The sequence below is a fragment of the Pilimelia anulata genome, from assembly GCF_014647895.1.
Taxonomy (GTDB): Bacteria; Actinomycetota; Actinomycetes; order Mycobacteriales; family Micromonosporaceae; genus Pilimelia; species Pilimelia anulata.
Genome location: NZ_BMQB01000005.1, coordinates 327,427 through 344,218, shown reverse-complemented (window position 1 = coordinate 344,218; position 16,792 = coordinate 327,427). Strand labels below are relative to the sequence as shown.

At 73.3% G+C, this 16,792-nt stretch carries 19 protein-coding genes and 1 pseudogene; 8 read left to right on the top strand and 12 right to left on the bottom strand.

All coding sequences use genetic code 11. The annotated features are described in order from the left end of the window. The first annotated feature begins 34 nt into the window (after positions 1 to 34). Positions 35 to 1,054, top strand: coding sequence for a glycosyltransferase family 2 protein (locus IEY94_RS13845; RefSeq protein WP_189170552.1), 1,020 nt, complete (start codon positions 35 to 37; stop codon positions 1,052 to 1,054). A 913-nt stretch (positions 1,055 to 1,967) separates the two neighbouring features. Here IEY94_RS13845 and IEY94_RS13840 read toward each other — a convergent pair. The 8 genes from IEY94_RS13840 to IEY94_RS13805 form a co-directional block, all read right to left on the bottom strand. Continuing rightward, positions 1,968 to 2,525, bottom strand: a complete 558-nt coding sequence (locus IEY94_RS13840) for a hypothetical protein (RefSeq protein ID WP_189170551.1) — start codon at positions 2,523 to 2,525, stop codon at positions 1,968 to 1,970. 523 nt (positions 2,526 to 3,048) lie between these two features. Further along, positions 3,049 to 3,258 (bottom strand): DUF397 domain-containing protein, encoded by a 210-nt coding sequence (locus IEY94_RS13835; RefSeq protein ID WP_373291282.1) that lies wholly within the window; start codon positions 3,256 to 3,258, stop codon positions 3,049 to 3,051. Positions 3,259 to 3,263: 5 nt separating this feature from the next. Further along, positions 3,264 to 3,806 (bottom strand): DUF5753 domain-containing protein, encoded by a 543-nt coding sequence (locus tag IEY94_RS13830; RefSeq protein WP_229783835.1) that lies wholly within the window; start codon positions 3,804 to 3,806, stop codon positions 3,264 to 3,266. Beyond that, positions 3,731 to 4,132 carry a helix-turn-helix domain-containing protein gene (locus tag IEY94_RS13825; protein WP_189170548.1) on the bottom strand — a complete coding sequence of 134 codons (402 nt, stop codon included), beginning with the start codon at positions 4,130 to 4,132 and terminating at the stop codon, positions 3,731 to 3,733. The genes IEY94_RS13830 and IEY94_RS13825 overlap by 76 nt, the downstream gene beginning before the upstream one ends. 168 nt (positions 4,133 to 4,300) lie before the next feature. Then, positions 4,301 to 6,088: a CDP-alcohol phosphatidyltransferase family protein gene (locus IEY94_RS13820; protein WP_189170547.1), complete on the bottom strand. Its 1,788-nt coding sequence runs from the start codon at positions 6,086 to 6,088 to the stop codon at positions 4,301 to 4,303. A 79-nt stretch (positions 6,089 to 6,167) separates the two neighbouring features. After that, positions 6,168 to 7,538: an L-serine ammonia-lyase gene (locus IEY94_RS13815; protein WP_189170546.1), complete on the bottom strand. Its 1,371-nt coding sequence runs from the start codon at positions 7,536 to 7,538 to the stop codon at positions 6,168 to 6,170. A gap of 121 nt (positions 7,539 to 7,659) precedes the next feature. Then, positions 7,660 to 9,255, bottom strand: coding sequence for a N,N-dimethylformamidase beta subunit family domain-containing protein (locus tag IEY94_RS13810; protein ID WP_189170545.1), 1,596 nt, complete (start codon positions 9,253 to 9,255; stop codon positions 7,660 to 7,662). A gap of 165 nt (positions 9,256 to 9,420) precedes the next feature. Then, positions 9,421 to 10,140 (bottom strand): DUF4230 domain-containing protein, encoded by a 720-nt coding sequence (locus tag IEY94_RS13805; protein ID WP_189170544.1) that lies wholly within the window; start codon positions 10,138 to 10,140, stop codon positions 9,421 to 9,423. Between the two features lie 136 nt (positions 10,141 to 10,276). Between IEY94_RS13805 and IEY94_RS13800 the strand changes: the two genes are divergently transcribed. Further along, complete coding sequence (locus IEY94_RS13800; protein ID WP_189170543.1) at positions 10,277 to 11,188, top strand: CDP-alcohol phosphatidyltransferase family protein; 912 nt, start codon at positions 10,277 to 10,279, stop codon at positions 11,186 to 11,188. 58 nt (positions 11,189 to 11,246) lie between these two features. Here the strand turns inward: IEY94_RS13800 and IEY94_RS13795 are convergent, their stop codons facing one another. The 3 genes from IEY94_RS13795 to IEY94_RS13785 all read right to left on the bottom strand — a co-directional run bounded on the left by IEY94_RS13795 (position 11,247) and on the right by IEY94_RS13785 (position 13,514). After that, on the bottom strand, positions 11,247 to 12,416 hold the full coding sequence (locus IEY94_RS13795; protein WP_189170542.1) for an acyl-CoA dehydrogenase family protein: 1,170 nt from the start codon (positions 12,414 to 12,416) through the stop codon (positions 11,247 to 11,249). A gap of 13 nt (positions 12,417 to 12,429) precedes the next feature. Then, complete coding sequence (locus tag IEY94_RS13790) at positions 12,430 to 12,720, bottom strand: type II toxin-antitoxin system VapB family antitoxin (RefSeq protein WP_189170541.1); 291 nt, start codon at positions 12,718 to 12,720, stop codon at positions 12,430 to 12,432. 149 nt (positions 12,721 to 12,869) lie between these two features. Beyond that, positions 12,870 to 13,514, bottom strand: a complete 645-nt coding sequence (locus IEY94_RS13785) for a nitroreductase family protein (protein ID WP_189170540.1) — start codon at positions 13,512 to 13,514, stop codon at positions 12,870 to 12,872. Between the two features lie 105 nt (positions 13,515 to 13,619). Here IEY94_RS13785 and IEY94_RS13780 point away from each other — a divergent pair, with 105 nt between their 5' ends. The 6 genes and pseudogenes from IEY94_RS13780 to IEY94_RS13760 all read left to right on the top strand — a co-directional run bounded on the left by IEY94_RS13780 (position 13,620) and on the right by IEY94_RS13760 (position 15,963). Beyond that, positions 13,620 to 14,255, top strand: coding sequence for a hypothetical protein (locus tag IEY94_RS13780; protein WP_189170539.1), 636 nt, complete (start codon positions 13,620 to 13,622; stop codon positions 14,253 to 14,255). A gap of 146 nt (positions 14,256 to 14,401) precedes the next feature. Then, positions 14,402 to 14,614 carry a hypothetical protein gene (locus IEY94_RS13775; protein ID WP_189170538.1) on the top strand — a complete coding sequence of 71 codons (213 nt, stop codon included), beginning with the start codon at positions 14,402 to 14,404 and terminating at the stop codon, positions 14,612 to 14,614. 1 nt (position 14,615) lies between these two features. Then, positions 14,616 to 14,978, top strand: a pseudogene (locus IEY94_RS13770) (DUF6879 family protein); the annotation flags it as partial. A gap of 16 nt (positions 14,979 to 14,994) precedes the next feature. Then, positions 14,995 to 15,141 carry a DUF6879 family protein gene (locus IEY94_RS24320; protein ID WP_373291281.1) on the top strand — a complete coding sequence of 49 codons (147 nt, stop codon included), beginning with the start codon at positions 14,995 to 14,997 and terminating at the stop codon, positions 15,139 to 15,141. Continuing rightward, on the top strand, positions 15,113 to 15,472 hold the full coding sequence (locus tag IEY94_RS13765) for a helix-turn-helix domain-containing protein (RefSeq protein ID WP_189170537.1): 360 nt from the start codon (positions 15,113 to 15,115) through the stop codon (positions 15,470 to 15,472). The genes IEY94_RS24320 and IEY94_RS13765 overlap by 29 nt, the downstream gene beginning before the upstream one ends. Beyond that, the gene (locus IEY94_RS13760; protein ID WP_229783831.1) at positions 15,376 to 15,963 is read left to right on the top strand and encodes a Scr1 family TA system antitoxin-like transcriptional regulator; all 588 of its coding nucleotides are present in this window, start codon (positions 15,376 to 15,378) and stop codon (positions 15,961 to 15,963) included. The genes IEY94_RS13765 and IEY94_RS13760 overlap by 97 nt, the downstream gene beginning before the upstream one ends. A 52-nt stretch (positions 15,964 to 16,015) precedes the next feature. Here IEY94_RS13760 and pdxH read toward each other — a convergent pair whose 3' ends face one another. Then, positions 16,016 to 16,732 (bottom strand): pyridoxamine 5'-phosphate oxidase, encoded by a 717-nt coding sequence (gene pdxH / locus IEY94_RS13755; protein ID WP_189170535.1) that lies wholly within the window; start codon positions 16,730 to 16,732, stop codon positions 16,016 to 16,018. Between the last annotated feature and the right edge of the window lie 60 nt (positions 16,733 to 16,792).

Here is a 16,792-nt window from a genome sequence, read left to right as displayed (position 1 = left end):
GGGACGGACGGGGCGGCTGGTACCGTTGCGCCCCATGGAGGCGCTGGCCGGGCGGGCACCGACGCTGTCGGTGGTCGTGCCGATGTACAACGAGGAGGACGTCCTCGTCCCGCTGATCGCCCGCCTCCGGCCGCTGCTCGACTCCCTCGGCGAGCCGTACGAGGTGCTCGCGGTCGACGACGGCAGCCGGGACAGCACGCTCGCGATGCTGCACGGCGCCCGGGCGCTGTGGCCGCAGCTCCGGATCGTCCGGCTGCGCCGCAACGCCGGCCACCAGGCGGCCCTGACCGCCGGCCTGCACCGGGCCCGCGGCGCGTACGTCGTCAGCCTCGACGCCGACCTGCAGGACCCGCCGGAGAAGATCGGCGAGATGCTCGCGCTGGCCCGCCGCGACGGCCTCGACGTCGTGTACGGGGTGCGCACCGACCGGGCCACCGACACCGGCTTCAAGCGCGGTACCGCCGGCGCCTACTACTGGCTGATGCGCCGGCTCGCCGGCACCTGGGTACCCCGGCAGGCCGGCGACTTCCGCCTGCTCAGCCGGGCCGCGGTGGACGTGCTGCGGGCGCTGCCGGAGCAGCAGCCGGTGTACCGGCTGCTCGTGCCCTCGCTGGGCTTCCGCGGCGGCGAGGTGCCGTACGCGCGGGCCGCCCGGGCGGCGGGCGAGACGAAGTACCCGCTGCGCCGGATGGTCCGGCTGGCGCTGGACAGCGTCACCAACTTCTCCGCCGCGCCGCTGCGCCTGGCCACCTGGCTGGGGCTGGCCAGCTTCGTGTTCTGCCTGTTCATGATGGGCTTCGGCGTCGTCGCGTACCTGACCGACGTGACAGTGCCGGGCTGGGCCTCGCTGTTCGTGGCGGTGCTGCTGCTGGGCGGCGTACAGCTCATCTGCCTGGGCCTGCTCGGCGAGTACATCGGGCGGATCTACACCGCGGTCCAGGGGCGGCCGACGTACCTGGTCGCGGAGGACACCGCCGACGCCGCCCCGCCGGGGACGGCCGGCGGCGTACCGAACGCCGCGACGCCGGCCGACGAACCGGCCCCGGCCGCCTGATTCCGCCGCGCGTCGGTGCGGATGCCGGCGACACCGGCCCGGGTGCGGATGTCCCGCCACTGCCGATCGACCTCGGCCAGTTCGACGCCGCGGTTCCCGGCAAACCGGGCGAGCGGGTCGGCGGCCGCGCCCAGCGCCCGGTCGCGCAACCCGCCCCGACAGGTGGCATCGGCGGCTGCCGCGCTCTTCTCCGCCTCGACCGCGCTGGTCCAAGCGGGGTCGGCGGCGACCCGGGCCCACGACCGGTCGGCGTCCGGGAACCGATCCTCGACCGCCCGGTTCGGCTCCTCCCACGTACCGACCGGCCACCCGGCGTCGTTCAGGCACGCCCGGTACCTGTCCAGGGCCGCCTCGATGTCGTCGCGGCGCTCGACGCGGGCTAGGACATCCTCCAGCGCCGCTGCCAGCGCGCCCTGCCCGGCCGGGTTGGCCGAGCCGGGGTCGCTGCTGTCGGCTTTCAGGCACGCGGCCAGGTTCGCGTCGTACGCCGCCCGCTGCGCCGTGGTACGGAGCCGGGTCCAGCCCGGGTTGGTGCGGGCGTCGCGCGCCCTGGCGACGTTCGCCTTCTGCTCAGCGATCCAGAATGTGCCGGCGACCGGCGCGAACGCGCTGAGCCCGCCCGGGGCCGGGTCGGCGACAGCCTGGCGCTCGGACCCGGCCAGGGTGTAGTCGCTGCCCTTGGCGTGCATGCACTCGGCGATCGGAGCCTGGACCCTGCGGGCGAGTAGCGCCTCGGCGGCGAGCCGGTCGCCGCGGCTGCCGTAGATCTGGCCGACGACCTGCTCGTACGTCGCGCGGCCGCGGTTGACGTCCGCCGCGGTTGGGGGCCGGGACTCGGCGGAGGCCGCTCGCCAGCCACCCGCCGCCGCTACCCCGGCGCCGACCAGCACCGCCGCGATCGTGGTCCTACGGTTCATCTGCGGCATTCGGTACTCACTCCCCCAGCGTGATAGATCGGCATGCGGGCAGCGGCGTCGACCCGCCACGACCGCGTGCACTGGTTGGGCAGCGCGGCGTTCGTCCGCCCGTTGGTGATCGTGATTGTGTGGCCGCGGGCGTTGTTGCAGTTGCCCTCCCGCGCCGTGGTCCGGCCCTTCGGCCCGTAGCAGGTGCCGGCCTTCTGCATCCCGCGCAGATCACGGCCGCCGGTGTGGTCGACGAAGGATTTACCGTAGCCGAGGTGAGAGTTGCAGGTCCGGACGACGCGGCCATCGAAGTGGTAGCGGCCGCCCTCCGGGCCGGGGCGTTCCTGCGTGGTCCAATCGAACCACGGATCCAGACACCAGCCGGACCGAAAGTTGCGGTCCGGATCCACCTTCAGCAGCCGCAACCGATCGTTGCCCTGGTCCCATGCCTGAAAGCCGATCCCGGCGACCTGGCGCTGATTCCGACTGCCCGACGGCACGTTGGCTGCCGCTGGCGCCCCGGTTACCGCACCCATCACTGCCCCGGCACAGACGACCACGACCACTCGAACGGATGTTGTCAGACGCATGGGTTCGTCCCCCGACCATGTGCGGTTGATGCGGCGCCCGAGTCGGGGTCATGCAAAGGGGGATCGTCCAGGGAGGCCGACCGCCACCGAGCCGCCGACAGGTGGGCCGTCATGCGCGCGCCCGGCCGGGGATCGACTGACCCATACAGAACGTGCAGGTCAAACCGTGCCCACAGTGGGGACACCACCAGGTGGCCCGGCGGACGTACCAACCGACGGTAAGCCCCAGAGCCACCAGCAGCGCGGCCGCAGCCAGGGCATACGGCCAGTACAGAGTGACGTTCACAGTGCTCTCCCGCCAGCGTTCCATAAGTGATCTCATTTCAAGATCATGAAATGTGAATAACTGGAGGTCGTGACAGCTTCCCACTGTGGAACGTCGATGGCAAGGCAGAACGTGACCGCGCCACTACAGCGCGATCAACAGGACGCGGCGGCCGCCCCGATCGGGGTGGCCGCCGCGTGAACGTGCGCGAGCAGCGTCTACATGAACGCGTGACTAGGGCGCAGAAGGCGCGTCGAACTCGTTGTCCTTCACGCCGCCGACGAACGCTCCCCACTCCGCCGCCGTGAAGTCGAGAACGGCCCCGTCGCGATTCTTGCTGTCCCGGACGCCCACACTGCCGTCGGGCGCGAACGCCACCTCGACGCAGTTGTCGTTGGCGCCGCCAGAGCGTGAGGACTTTCGCCAAGCGGTGTACTTTTCCACGGGCCTCAATCTCCTCGCTGGCTGGTGGCCGCGGCACGCAGCAGCGCCGCGCTGTCGGTGACGGACAATGCCGCCTCATCCACCCGGTCCCACAGCTCGACGTATGGCTTGACCTCATCGGCGGTGGTGTAGACCAGATCGACGGTCTCATTGTCCACCGCGACGGCTGTGGGGTCGCCGTTGCGGTACCGGTAGACACTGAACGGCGACCGCGGCAACCAGTAGTCCCGCAACTCGGCGTCTTGTCGAAGGACCCGCACCCCCGTGCGGCCGTCGCCCTCGGCCAGGTCAGCCAGGTGGAGCAACTGCTCCCGCATCACCGGAGCGGCGGCGGCCGGACGTCGCACGGCGACCTCATCGACCACGGCCAGGTACGAAGGGCCGCCGGGGCGCGACAGCATCCGCTGGCGCATCTGCCGAGCATCGACGGACCTGGCCGCCTCGGCCTCGGACACGCCCCCTTGTATCCGCGTCAGCTCCGCGCGGGCGCGCGTGTACGCGGCGGTCTGGAGAAGTCCGGGAATGACGAATAGCTGGTACTCCTGCACGGTGGCGGCGCCGTACTCCAGGTCTGCGTAAACTGCTGTCGCGCGCCCATCCCCGGACCGAACGACTCCCACCACCCGCGCTCCCCGGCATCGCTGGCCATCTGCACCAGCTCGTGCCAACGGGCGTCGTCCACCGCCACGCCGGCGGTACCGAGTGCTCTGAGCAGATCGCTGACGTCCGCCACGGTCGGCACCCGATCCGCCGTCTCGAAGCGCGACAGCATGGATCGGCTCTTGCCGGCCTCCCTGGCGAGCTGCTCCGCGGTTAAGCCGGCCCGCTCGCGCAACGACCGCAGCTCCCCCGCGAGACGCCGCCTGCGGATCATCGGACTCACCGCTGTCGGGTGGGCCGCCTTCGTCGCTCGCGCCACCACACCTCCCGGGTCAGCACCAGCAATGTGCTGGCCGATGAACGCGAAGCCAGGCTACCCGCACGAACGAACGCCGGAAACGTCCCTTGTAGCAGGGCCTCGCCGCCCACGTGGAGTGGCGCGTCAGTGGGCGCGTCGGCTGCGCACCACGTCGACCCCGAGCAGGACCACCGAGTCCGCCGTCAGCAGCCCGAACACCACCGCCGCCAGCGGCGGCGCCACCGCGCTGACCGCCACCGCCACCACCCGGGTCGGCCAGGGCAGCTCCCACCGCGCCCGCGGCGCCGCCGGCGCCTGCTTCTCCATCCGGGTCTGCTGGTCGTAGTGCCGCAGTGCCAGCGCCAGCAGCGCGGCGAAGACCAGCGGCCACGGCACCCCGCCGGCCCGGCCCGCGGCGATGAGCAGCAGGTACTCGGTCCCGCGCAGCGCCGCCGGCACCAGCCAGTCCAGCGGGCCGTCGTGCGGGCGGGCGCGCGAGCACACGGCCAGGCCGATCGCCGCCGACACCAGGAGCAGCAGCACCCAGATCGGGACGCGAGGCACCTCGTACACCGCCGCCGCCGCGACCAGCAGCGCCGCCGCCGTCGCCGGCAGCGGGGGCGGGCGCCAGCCGCGGGCCGCCCGCCGGGTCGGCGGGTCCTCGTCCCGGACCGCCGGCAGGTCCACCCCGGCCAGCACCGGCACCCGCATCACCCGGGCGCGCAGCGAGCGCAGCGTCAGCGTGTACGCCGCCGCGAACGCCCCGCAGGTCAGCACCGCCAGCAGCGCCACCCGCCCGTCGAACAGCGCCGCCGCCAGCGCGATCAGCGCCCACCGCTCGCCGATCGGGAAGACCAGGATGCGCTTGAGCCAGTACCCGGCCGACCCGGCGTCCGCCTGCACCCGCTCGGACATCCGCCCGAGCGCCCCGCCGGGGCCGCCGCGCGGCCGGCGGACCGCGGCGTCGTGCAGCGCGCCGTACCAGAAGTCGGTCTGGTGCCGGACGGTCTGGAGCACCATCGCCGCGATCGCCAGGGGCCACACGTCGCCGAGCCCGGACCGCTGCGCGCCCCAGGCCAGGGCGCCGTAGACGACGTACTCCTTGAACCGGTCGGCCATCGTGTCCAGCCAGCCGCCGAACCGGCTGAACCGGCGGGTGTACCGGGCGACCTGGCCGTCGACGCAGTCCAGCACGAAGCTGAGGTACAGCAGCACCCCGCCCGCGACCAGGTCCAGCCGGGTGGCCCGGACGAAGGCGGCGGCGGCGAGCAGCGCGAGCAGCACGGAGACGGCGGTGACCGCGCTCGGCCCGAGGCCGACCCGGGCGGCGAGCCGGGTGACGTGCGGCGACCAGGTGGAGATCGCGAACGTGGTGAAGAAGTCGTCCCGCTCCTTGACCGACAGCCGCAGCGCGGCCGCGTCCTCGTCGATCCCGGCGCGCTGCCGGGCCAGCCCGGCCGCGGCGGCGTCGTCCCGGGCCCGGCCCGCGACCAGCAGCCGGACGCCATGGGCGGCGACCGGGAGGTCGGCGGCGAGCAGGTCGCCGAGCAGCGTCTCCGGGGTGGCGGCCGGCTGCGCCGGGGCGACGGCGCGGGCCGCGGCGGGGTTCAGCCGCAGCGCGCCGAGGAAGCTGGCCGGGCCGTCGAGGCCGACGACCTGCCCGCGCTCGACCCGCAGCCCCGGCCCGGCGCCCGGGCCGCCGGTGAGGGCGACGGCGCCGCCGCCGGGTGCGGTGAGCAGGTGCCGCAGTACCGTACGGCTGGCGACCAGCTCGCCGCTGACCACCAGGGCGCCGTCGAACCCGACCGTGTCGACCAGTGCCCGCGGCAGCTCGGCCGGCGCCAGCACCGCGACGTCCACGGCGCCGGCGGCGCGCAGGTTGCCGACGAGGTCGGGGTCGCGCGGCTCGCCGACCACCAGTGCCCGTATCAAGCCGCCACCCCACTCGCGTCGCTTTCGTCCGTCCGGGGTCATTCTTCCCGGTCGGCCCGCGGTCCGGTGGCGGCGCCCCTCAGCACTCGATGACGTTGACGGCCAGGCCGCCGCGCGCGGTCTCCTTGTACTTGACCTTCATGTCCGCGCCGGTCTCCCGCATCGTCTTGATCACCTTGTCCAGCGAGACGTGGTGCTGGCCGTCGCCGCGCAGCGCCATCCGGGCGGCGGTGATCGCCTTGATCGCGGCGACGGCGTTGCGCTCGATGCACGGGATCTGCACCAGCCCGCCGACCGGGTCGCAGGTCAGGCCGAGGTTGTGCTCCATGGCGATCTCGGCGGCGTTCTCCACCTGCAACGGGGTGCCGCCGAGCACCTCGGCCAGCCCGGCGGCGGCCATCGAGCAGGCCGAGCCGACCTCGCCCTGGCAGCCGACCTCGGCGCCGGAGATCGAGGCGTTCTCCTTGAACAGCACGCCGACGGCCGCGGCGGCGAGCAGGAAGCGGACGATGCCGTCCTCGCTCGCGGCCGGGACGAACCGGGAGTAGTAGTGCATGACAGCCGGAACGATGCCGGCGGCGCCGTTGGTGGGGGCGGTGACGACCCGGCCGCCGGCGGCGTTCTCCTCGTTGACCGCGAGCGCGAACAGCGTCACCCAGTCCATGACCCGCAGCGGGTCGGTGTCGAAGTGGGTCGACTCCAGGCCGCGCCGGACCTCGGCGGCGCGGCGGCGTACCTTGAGCCCGCCGGGCAGCACGCCCTCGGTGGCGCAGCCGGCGGTCACGCACTCCTGCATGACCCGCCAGATCTCCAGCAGCCCGGACCGCACGTCGGCCTCGGGCCGGCGGGCGACCTCGTTGGCCAGCATGATCTCGCTGATCGACTGCCCGGTGCGCGCGGCCAGCGCGAGCAGCTCGGTACCGGTGGTGAACGGGTACGGCACGACCGTCGGGTCGGTGACGATCCGGTCGGCGCCCGCGGCGGCCTCGTCGACCACGAACCCGCCGCCGACGCTGTAGTACGTGCGCGCCCGCAGCGGCTCGCCGGCCGCGTCGTACGCGACGAAGGTCATCCCGTTCGGGTGGTACGGCAGCGCCTTGCGCCGGTGCATGATCAGGTGCTTGTCCGCGTCGAAGTCGATCTCCTGGGTGCCCAGCAGCGCGATCCGCTTGCGCTCCCTGATCTCCGCCACCCGCCCCGGCACCGACCGGGTGTCGACCCGCTCCGGCTCCTCGCCGGCCAGCCCGAGCAGCACGGCGACGTCGCTGCCGTGGCCGTGGCCGGTCGCCCCGAGCGAGCCGAACAGCTCCGCCCGGATCGCCCGTACCGCACTGAGCTGGCCGTCGGCCTTGAGGCCGCCGACGAACGTCCGCGCGGCCCGCATCGGCCCCACGGTGTGCGAGCTGGATGGCCCGATCCCGACGCTGAAGAGATCAAAGACGCTGATCATCCGATCCTCCCTGGATCCGGCCACGCGGCGGGGCGCCCGCGCCCGTGGGCCGTCTGGCGAGCGTACGGCACTCGCCGGCGGACCGCCCGGTCCCGGCGGGGCCGGGGGTCCGCTCCGATCATCACCCCGGCCGGCGCATCCGGTCCAGTACGTTGCGGGTGGCCCGCTGGATCCGCGCGTCCCGGAGGCCGGACCGGGCCAGGGCCGCCGGCCAGCTCAGCGTCGCGGCGACGAAGACGATGCCGCCGTGGGACAGCTCGCGCAGCGAGGTGTTCTGTACCCGGATCGACCGGTCCGCCCGGGACCGGTACCGGGAGTGGGACAGCAGCGTGTGCTCGCCGTCCAGCGGCCGGGCGGCGGCCCGGTGCAGGCCGTCGGCCTCGCCGCCGACCACGTGCGGGACGGCGTCGCCGTCGCGCACGCCGGTGTCCGCCCAGAACCAGTGGTCGCTGTTGCGGACGATCAGCGGCCGCGGGGCCAGCACGATCCCGTTGTACATGACGCCCAGCAGCTCCTGCTCGGGCCGCTTGGGCCCGCGGAACCGGCCGAGCCGCCACTGGTTCGTGCCGATGCCGCCGGCGGCCGCGTGCGGGTCGGGGGAGTTCTTGTAGCAGGTCAGGGTGCGGTCCGGGATGCCGTCGGGGGACGCCTCGAAGCGGACGTTCCAGTACACGTTGTTCGCCGTCAGGTACGCCAGGCTCACGCCCTCGTCGAGCGCCTTGGTCGCCCGCCGGCGCATCTCCGCCGACCAGTACTCGTCGTGGCCGAGGAAGACCAGGCCCCGGTACTGCCGCGGGTCGACGGTGCCGTTGTGCAGGTCGTGGCTGGCCGCGTACGTGACGTCGTAGCCGCTGCGCTCCAGGAAGGCGATCGCGTGCCGGTCGTTGTCGAACCGGCTGGGCAGGCCCTGCTCGTGGTACGGCCGGTCGAACGAGACCTTCCGGGCGCGCAGGTCGACGGCGAGCCTCCCGTGCTTGTCGTACCCGTGGTACAGGCTCTTGCCGCGGTGCAGGTCGCGCGGCCACTGGTTGTACGCCTGCCACGTCGTCGTCGGCAGGACCACGCAGAACTCGGCCCGCCGCTGGTCGTCGCGGACGATGAACGGGTGGTAGGAGTGCCAGCCGCTGCGGGTCCGGAACCGGGCCAGGTAGGTGCCCGAGGTCCAGGAGCGCGGCACGTCCAGCACCCAGGAGACGGGCCAGTCGCAGCGCAGCGTGCCGGTCGGCGTGGCCACCGGGATCGGCCGGCGGAAGCCGGGCAGCTCCTCGGAGCGGCGCAGCCGGCGGCCGCCCTTGCCGCCGTAGTCGCCGAGCCGGATGACCTCGACGACGTACCGCTCGCGGGACGGCACGCTGACGTGGAAGGCGATGCTCTCGCCGACGTTCACGCTGGTCCGGGACGCGTAGCCCTGGATCTGCCGGTGCCGGTCGGTCACCCGCAGCGCGCCCTGCCGGGGTACCCAGCCGTCGGTGCCGGGCAGGGCGTTCTCGCTGGCGGTACGGTTGACCACCAGCCTGTCGCCGACCCCGGCGCCGGTGCCGGACTGCGGACCGCCCGGCCCGATCGGCTCGGCGGGCTCCGGGCGCTGGCGCGGCACCGCCCGGGCGACGGCGCGGGTGCGGACCGCCGGCGCGGACTCGGCGACCCCGGCGGTGATTCCGGCCGCGGCCCCCAGTCCGATCAGCCCGAGGGCGGACCGGCGCGCGATTCCACTCAAGCGCCCCTCCAAGATCACAGGACTCCGTCGCCGGACGGATCCTACCGATCGAGTGACGACAATGGCCGCCCGCTCCGATAACGATCACCGCATTGCGCGATGGCATTTCCGGAATAAGTGGCAGAACCGTTATTACGGAATTAAACCTATTAGTCGGTGTCCTCCTCAGGACGCACCGAACGACACCGTCACCGAGGTATAGCCCAGCGACCGCAGCAGGCTCTCGACCGTGCGCTGCGCGCTCGTCCGGGCCCGCTCGACCAGCCCGCTCGCCCCGGCCGCCTCGGTGATCCGCCGCTCGCCGAGCGCGAACACCTCGCGCTGCCGGTCCGGATTGCCGCCGAACACCTCGTTGAGCCGGTTCAGCACGCCCCGCTGCTCGGCGAAGACGTAGCTGCGGGACAGGTCCAGCCGGGCCGGCGCGAGCTGCGGCTCGGGCAGCCGGACCGTGGCGCTGCGCCGGTCCGCGCCGACCGCCACCGCGCCGCCGGACAGGGCGCCCAGCTCGACGTACGCGTCGACCGTGCCCGCGCCGACGAACAGCGTGCGCTCGCGGAGCAGGAAGTCCGGCACGTACTTGCGGTTGCGCTGGAGGTCGACGACCACCTGGAAGCTGCCCTCGGCGGCGACCAGCCGGCTCAGGTCGCGGACGCTGCGCAGCAGCACCGGCTGGCTGCGGTCCACGGTCTGCACGCCCAGCCAGTCGCCGAGCCGCGGGAAGCGGCTCAGCGCCAGCGCCCCCAGGCCGGCGCCGACCGCGATCAGGACGACGATCAGCGCCGCCGGGAGGAAACCGCGCCAATGGGCGATTCGCGGCCGGGCGCTGTCGGCCGCCGGGGGGAGAGGGTCGGGCCGCGAGTCGGGAAGCGCATCGTGACCAGTCATGTCCGCACTGTACGTTCCGGGTCCGACAGAACCGAGCGGCTGATCGAATTCAATACATTGGCTGGTCAATTCGGGTTAACACATCGGTAACCTGTAGTGTCCGACCGACCTCCCCTCACCCCGAACGAGGTCCGACATGAACCACCGGCCGGCCATCACCGAGGTCCGCGCCCGGACGTACAAGCCGCGCGACGCGTGGTGGACCGTCCTCCTCGTGGACCCGCTGGCGTCCCGCCTCGTCCAGTGGGCCGCCCCCTACCGCTGGTTCACCCCGAACAGGCTCACCCTCGTCGCGTTCCTGCTCGGCCTCGGCGCCGCCGGCTGCTTCCTCGACGGCGCGTACCCGGCCCTGCTCGCCGGCGCGCTGCTGTTCCACCTCAGCTTCGTCGTCGACTGCATGGACGGGAAGGTCGCGCGGCTCAACGGCACCGGCTCGGAGTTCGGCGCCTGGCTCGACTACATCCTCGACCGGCTGCGGGTCCTGGTCTGCGCCGCGGCGCTGATGGGCGGCCAGTACGCCCGCACCGGCGACCTGACCTACCTGGCACTGGGCGGGCTGGTCGTCTTCCTGGACATGTTCCGGTACCTCAACGCGCTGATGATGCAGCGGATCAACGGCAAGCTGCGCCGGGAGGCCCGCCGGCTCGGCCCCGGCGGCGACGGCGCCGACGAGGACGCGTACGCCGCCGCCGGCACCGAGGACGCCACCGCGAGCGCCGTCGACATCTACCGCCCGTTCCGGGACCGGCTGTCGATGCTGCTCTGGGGCCGGGACCTGCTGCTGCGCAACCGCATCCGGACGCACCTGGTGAGCGGCATCGAGTTCCAGATGGCGGTGTTCATCATCGGGCCGGCGATCGGCGCGATCATCGCCACCACGGTGGCGGCGTCGGTGCTGCTGGTGGCGTTCGAGGTGTTCCTGATCGTCAAGCTGTACGCGGCGACCCGGGTGCTGGACGCCCAGCGGGCGGCGAACCCGCCGGACTACACGATCCCCCAGCAGCGCGCCGCCGCGGACCCGCTGTCCCACCGCGCCTCCCCGGCCTGACGCCGGCGGCAGCGCCGGCCGGCGCGGTTTCCGCGGGCGGGCGCGGCGGGTGCGACTGTCAGGCGAAGGCGGCGTGGCCGGTCAGGGCCTGGCCGATGATGAGCTGGTGGATCTCCGAGGTGCCCTCGTAGGTCAGCACGCTCTCCAGGTTGTTCGCGTGCCGCAGCGGCGGGTACTCCCCCGCCACCCCGTTCGCCCCCAGGATCGTCCGGCACTGCCGGGCGATGGCCAGCGCCGCCCGGACGTTGTTCAGCTTGCCCACGCTGACCTGCTCCGGCCGCAGCGTCCCCGCGTCCGCCAACCGGCCCAGGTGCAGCGCGAGCAGGAAGCCCTTCTGCAGCTCGACCGCCATGTCGGCGAGCTTCGCCTGGGTGAGCTGGAAGGCCGCGATCGGCTTGCCGAACTGCTCCCGGTCGCCCGCGTACCGCAGCGTCGTGGTGAGACAGTCGTACGCCGCGCCCAGCGCCCCCCACACGATCCCGTACCGCGCCTCGGTCAGGCAGGACAGCGGCGCCTTCAGCCCGCGCGCCCCCGGCAGCAGCGCGTCCGCGCCGAGGCGCACCTCGTCGAACGTCAGCTCGCCGGTCGCGCTGGCCCGCAGCGACAGCTTGCCGGTGATCTCCCGGACGCCGACGCCGGGCCGGTCCAGCGGCACGACGAAGCCGTTGACGCCCGCGGGCGTGCGGGCCCAGACCACGGCCAGGTCGGCGACCGGCGCGTTGGTGATCCACATCTTGCCGCCGGTGAGCACCCAGCCGTCGGCGCCGTCCGGGGTGGCCCGGGTGCGCATGGACGCCGGGTCGGAGCCGTGGTCGGCCTCGGTCAGGCCGAAGCAGCCGATCCACTCGCCGGCGGCCATGCCCGGCAGCCAGCGCTGCTTCTGCTCCTCGCTGCCGTACCGGGCGATGGCGAACATCGCCAGCGACCCCTGCACGCTGACCAGCGACCGCACGCCCGAGTCGCCGGACTCCAGCTCGAAGCAGGCCAGCCCGTACGCCACCGCCGAGCCGCCGGGGCAGCCGTACCCGGACAGGTGCATGCCCAGCAGCCCCAGCCCGCCGAAGCCCAGGGCCAGCTCGCGGACCGGCGCGGAGCCGGCCTCGTACCAGCCGGCGACGTGCGGCCGGACCCGGTCGGCGACGACCCGGCGGACCAGGTCGCGGGTGGCGCGCTCCTCGGTGGAGAGCAGCGAGTCGAGGTCGAGCAGGGCGAGCGGATCGGTGCGCATCGGCCCAGCGTAGTCAGATGGCGTGCACCCGGGCGTGGATGGAGTTGCGCTGCTGGAGGGCGGCGCGCAGGGCGCGGTGCAGGCCGTCCTCCAGGTACAGCACGCCGTTCCACTGGACGACGTGCGGGAACAGGTCGCCGTAGAAGGTCGAGTCCTCGGCGAGCAGCTTGTCGAGCGCCAGCTCGCGCTTGGTGGTGACGAGCTGGTCCAGCCGGACCGGCCGCGGGGGGATGGTCGCCCACTCCTTGAGGGTCAGTTCGTGCTTCGGGTACGGCCGGTCGTCCCGCACGCCCTTGAAGATCACGGCAGCATCGCCCCTCCCCCACCCTGCCCGAGCGGCTTCCCTGCCCCGAGCGGTTGCCCTGCCCGAGCGGATGCCGCCCCAGCCTATCGGGCCGCCGGGAAAAGGCGATCCATCACCGGTGTCTGTTCTTTCCGTACAGTGTCTGATTCCTACCCCGGAGTCCCGGAAGTCGGGGTGTCGGATTCCCGACACCACCGCCCGTGGTGCACGACCTCGTCCCGCGGCCGGTGCCCGCGGCGCAGCGACGGCGACCGCCGGTCGGCCGCCGGGTAGCCGACGGTGATCGCGCCGACCGGGTCGAACCGGTCCGGCACGCCGAACGCCGCGCGCAGCGCCGGCCACCGCTCCCGCGGCACGCCGAAGAAGCAGGCGCCCAGCCCCTCGTCCACGGCCCCGAGCAGGACCAGCAGCGCGCCGAAGCCGGCGTCCACGTACCAGTACGGCACCGGCCAGCGGTCCGGGTCGCGGTCGGTCCAGCCCTTGTCGGCCTCGGCGTACCGGTCCAGGTAGGCCGACTCGTTGGCGAACGCCACCACGACCAGCGGCGCCCGGCCCATGCCGTCCCGCCACGGGTCCTTGCGGGTGGCGGGGTCGGTCGGGCTGGCCGCGTCCCAGAACGCCGCCCGGTCGGGCGCCGCGGCCAGCGCGAGGAAGCCCCACCCCTGGGTGAACCCGGCCGACGGCGCGCGGACGGCGAGGTCCAGCAGCCTGTCGACCGTCGCCGGCGGGACCGGGCGGTCGGGGTCGTAGTTGCGGACCATCCGCCGACGCCGGACGACTTGCGCGAATTCCATGACACTAGCCCCCAAATACATGAGATGTCCGTATTAGACCTAGAATGCTCCGGTGTGGACGTGATCGCGTCCCGTCATCCGTACCCTGCCCTCAGGAGCCCCACGATGCGCCGCATCCTCACCGGCGTCCTCACGGCGCTGGTCGCCGCCACCATCGCCGCGGTGGTCGCCGCCGCGATCACCCCGTCGGCGGCCGCGCCGCAGTTCCGCCCGCCGCTCGCCCCGTCGCCGTCGACCGGCCGCTCGCTGCCCGCCGGCACCGCCGCGCCGCTGCCCGACCCGCGGGCCACCCCGGCCCGGCTCGCCGCCCAGCTCGACCGGGTGCGGGCCGCCACCGCCCGGTACGCCAACCCCAAGACCGCGGTCCGGGACGGGTACCTGCCCGCGCCGACCTGCGTGGAGCTGCCGGGCAGCGGCGGGGTCGGGTACCAGTACGTCAAGCCCGCGCACATCGCCGACGGCAAGGTCGACCCGCTGCGGCCGGAGTCGCTGGTGTACGTGCCGACGGCGGAGGGGCGCCGGCTGGGCGCGGTGGCGTACCTCAAGACCGACCGCGACCAGGACCTCGCCACGGACGGGGACCGGCCGGCGCTGTTCGGTCGCGCCTTCGACGGGCCGACGCCGGGGCGGGACGCGTCGATGCCGGTCCACTACCACCTCCACGTCTGGGCGTACACGCAGAACCCGGTGGGGATCTTCGCCCCGTTCAACCCCCGGGTGAGCTGCACCATCCACTTCTGACCCGACATCCGCAACCGCCGCCACCTGTCCGACCCGGCCGCGCGGGGGCGGGGCGGGCGGGTGGCACTTGCACATTGTTGTCATTGACGCCGTCCGTGGCCGCCGGTCACCATTGTGGGCAGCGAGACAGCCAACGGGAGGGCATCATGCGGCTCGAGTTCGTGGGTTTCGTGGGTAAGGATCCGGCATCCAACTACGACAACTCACCGACGGTGTATCGCTGCCCGGAGCGGCAGAGCTGGGTGATCCAGGGGTTCAAGCTCGACCCGGCAACGCGCGCGACGCTCGCGCTGCCCGCACACGAGGATGCCATCGAGGTGCCATACCGCATGCTTCCCTTCCTGACCACCGGCGAGTGACGTGCGGCCGATCGACGCCGACGAGTTCCGGGCCCGCTACCGCGGCATCGCCCGGTCGTGGGACCACCTCGAGCTGCGTGACATGTACGGCACCGAACGGGAGATCGCACCGTTCGCGCAGTGGGCCGCGGGCGAGCCCGTCGACCCCGCCGGCCTGGACTGGTGGTGCGGGATCGTACGTGAGCTGGCCGGCGCGGGCCGGGCCCTCCGGCGGGTGAAGGTGGTCTCCGAGCCCGTCAGCCGCTACCACCGCTGGGTACACAGCACCCAGCAGCACATTGTGGCTGCCGGCGAGCCGACCCGCTGGTGTCCCCGGCGGCTGCTCTCCGGCCTACCGCTGCCGGGCAACGACTTCTACCTGCTCGACGACGCGACCCGCGATGTTCCTGCACTTCAGCGGCGACGGGGCGGCAACCGGCTATGCCGTGTCGGAGGACCGCGCGGTGGTCGACCTTTGCCGTACCGCGTTCGCCGCCTGCTGGCGCCTCGCGACCCCGCATGACGCGTTTCGACTCACCGGCGGCTGAGGCCCGCCGCGCCCTCGGCGCCCGGCTCCGGCGACTCCGCCGCCGCGCGGCCGGGCTCACCGGGCGCGCCCTCGGTGAACTGATCGACATCCACTTCACCCGCGTGTCGAAGTTCGAGAACGGCGCACTCCTGCCGAACGACCGCCGGGTCCGGGCGTGGTGCGCCGCTTGCGACGCCGAGGGCGAGGCCGACCTGCTCGCCACGCTGCACGCGGTGGACTCGGCCTACGTCGAGTGGCACACGCGGGTTGTCGGCGGCATGAAGGGGATCGGCGGCCCGGCCGCCGCGACCGCCTACGACGGCTTCACACGGTTCCTACTCACGAGCTGAATATCATTCCCGGCCTGTTCCAGACCCGCGCCTACGCCAGCGCCGTCACCGCGTTCTGGCGGCAGTTCCTGAATGCCCCGGACGACGTGGCGGACGCTGTCGAGCTCAAGCTCGCCAGGGCCGCGCGGACGCTCGTACCGACCAACCGAATCGCCGTCGTCCTCGGCGCGGAGGCGCTGCAATACCGGTACACCGGCTCCCCGGCGGACCACGCCGAGCAGCTCGCGCACCTGCTTCGGGTGTCCCGCCTGCCCTTCGTCTCGCTGGGCATCGTGCCGCTGTCGTCCGCGGTACGGACCGGGTCGGCGACCACCGGGTTCTGGATTTTCGACGAGGCCGTGGTACGGATCGAGACGCCGACCGCAGCGATCAAGGTCACTCGCCCCACCGAGATCCAGCTCCATCTCCGCCTGTTCGCTCATCAGCAGGGTCGCGCCGTCCACGGCGCCGCGGCCCGCCGCATGATCGCCGCGGCCCTGGCGGACGCCTGACGGGGGAACGGCACCGGCCGGCCGCCGGGTGACGAAACTCAGCGGCGGCGGGTCAGGGGGCCAGGCGGGTGAGGTGGAAGTCGGGGGTGTCCGGGGTGCGGTCGTAGCGGAGGCGGTCGTGCAGGCGGTCGCGCTGGCCCTGCCAGAACTCGACCGAGTCCGGGACCAGGCGGAAGCCGCCCCAGTGCTCCGGCCGCGGCACCTCCGCGCCCGCAAAGCGGTCCGCCGCCGCCGCGTACGCCGCCGTCAGCGCCCCCCGGTCCGGCAGCGCCGTCGACTGCGGGCTCGCCCACGCGCCGAGTTGGGAGCCGCGCGGGCGGCTGACGAAGTACGCCGTGCTCTCCGCCGCCGGCAGCCGCTCCACCGCGCCGCACGCGATGACCTGCCGGTGCAGCCGCAGCCAGGGGAACAGCAGGCTGGCGAAGGGGTTCGCGGCCAGCTCGGCGCCCTTGCGCGAGCGGTAGTTGGTGAAGAAGACGAAGCCGGCCCGGTCGTACGACTTCAGGAGTACGGTACGGGTACTCGGCCGCCCCCGCTCGTCCGCTGTGGCCAGCACCATCGCGTTGGGCTCGGGGAGGCCGGCGGCCAGCGCCTCGGTCAGCCAGGCGGCGAACTGGTCCGGCCACTCGGCGGCCAGGTCGGCCTCGACCAGCGGCGCGGCCGGCTCGTACTCGGCCCGCAGCGTGGCCACCTCCGGTGTGTTCACCGTCACGCCACTCCCTCTCCACACCACGTTTTGCCTGCTGAGAACGGGTTCAGGTTCGGACATGCGACGCAGCTCACGCCGCTGATCAGGCCCGTGAGCAGCAATGATGGTCCAATCGTGCCC

What these genes read in the sequence shown, in the direction of transcription:
- IEY94_RS13845 (WP_189170552.1), top strand. Translation starts at nt 35, where the DNA reads ATGGAGGCGCTGGCCGGGCGGGCACCGACGCTGTCGGTGGTCGTGCCG.
- IEY94_RS13825 (WP_189170548.1), bottom strand. Translation starts at nt 4,132, where the DNA reads ATGATCCGCAGGCGGCGTCTCGCGGGGGAGCTGCGGTCGTTGCGCGAG.
- IEY94_RS13815 (WP_189170546.1), bottom strand. Translation starts at nt 7,538, where the DNA reads ATGATCAGCGTCTTTGATCTCTTCAGCGTCGGGATCGGGCCATCCAGC.
- IEY94_RS13805 (WP_189170544.1), bottom strand. Translation starts at nt 10,140, where the DNA reads ATGACTGGTCACGATGCGCTTCCCGACTCGCGGCCCGACCCTCTCCCC.
- IEY94_RS13800 (WP_189170543.1), top strand. Translation starts at nt 10,277, where the DNA reads ATGAACCACCGGCCGGCCATCACCGAGGTCCGCGCCCGGACGTACAAG.
- IEY94_RS13795 (WP_189170542.1), bottom strand. Translation starts at nt 12,416, where the DNA reads ATGCGCACCGATCCGCTCGCCCTGCTCGACCTCGACTCGCTGCTCTCC.
- IEY94_RS13785 (WP_189170540.1), bottom strand. Translation starts at nt 13,514, where the DNA reads ATGGAATTCGCGCAAGTCGTCCGGCGTCGGCGGATGGTCCGCAACTAC.
- IEY94_RS13780 (WP_189170539.1), top strand. Translation starts at nt 13,620, where the DNA reads ATGCGCCGCATCCTCACCGGCGTCCTCACGGCGCTGGTCGCCGCCACC.
- IEY94_RS13775 (WP_189170538.1), top strand. Translation starts at nt 14,402, where the DNA reads ATGCGGCTCGAGTTCGTGGGTTTCGTGGGTAAGGATCCGGCATCCAAC.
- IEY94_RS24320 (WP_373291281.1), top strand. Translation starts at nt 14,995, where the DNA reads ATGTTCCTGCACTTCAGCGGCGACGGGGCGGCAACCGGCTATGCCGTG.
- IEY94_RS13765 (WP_189170537.1), top strand. Translation starts at nt 15,113, where the DNA reads ATGACGCGTTTCGACTCACCGGCGGCTGAGGCCCGCCGCGCCCTCGGC.
- pdxH (WP_189170535.1), bottom strand. Translation starts at nt 16,732, where the DNA reads ATGTCCGAACCTGAACCCGTTCTCAGCAGGCAAAACGTGGTGTGGAGA.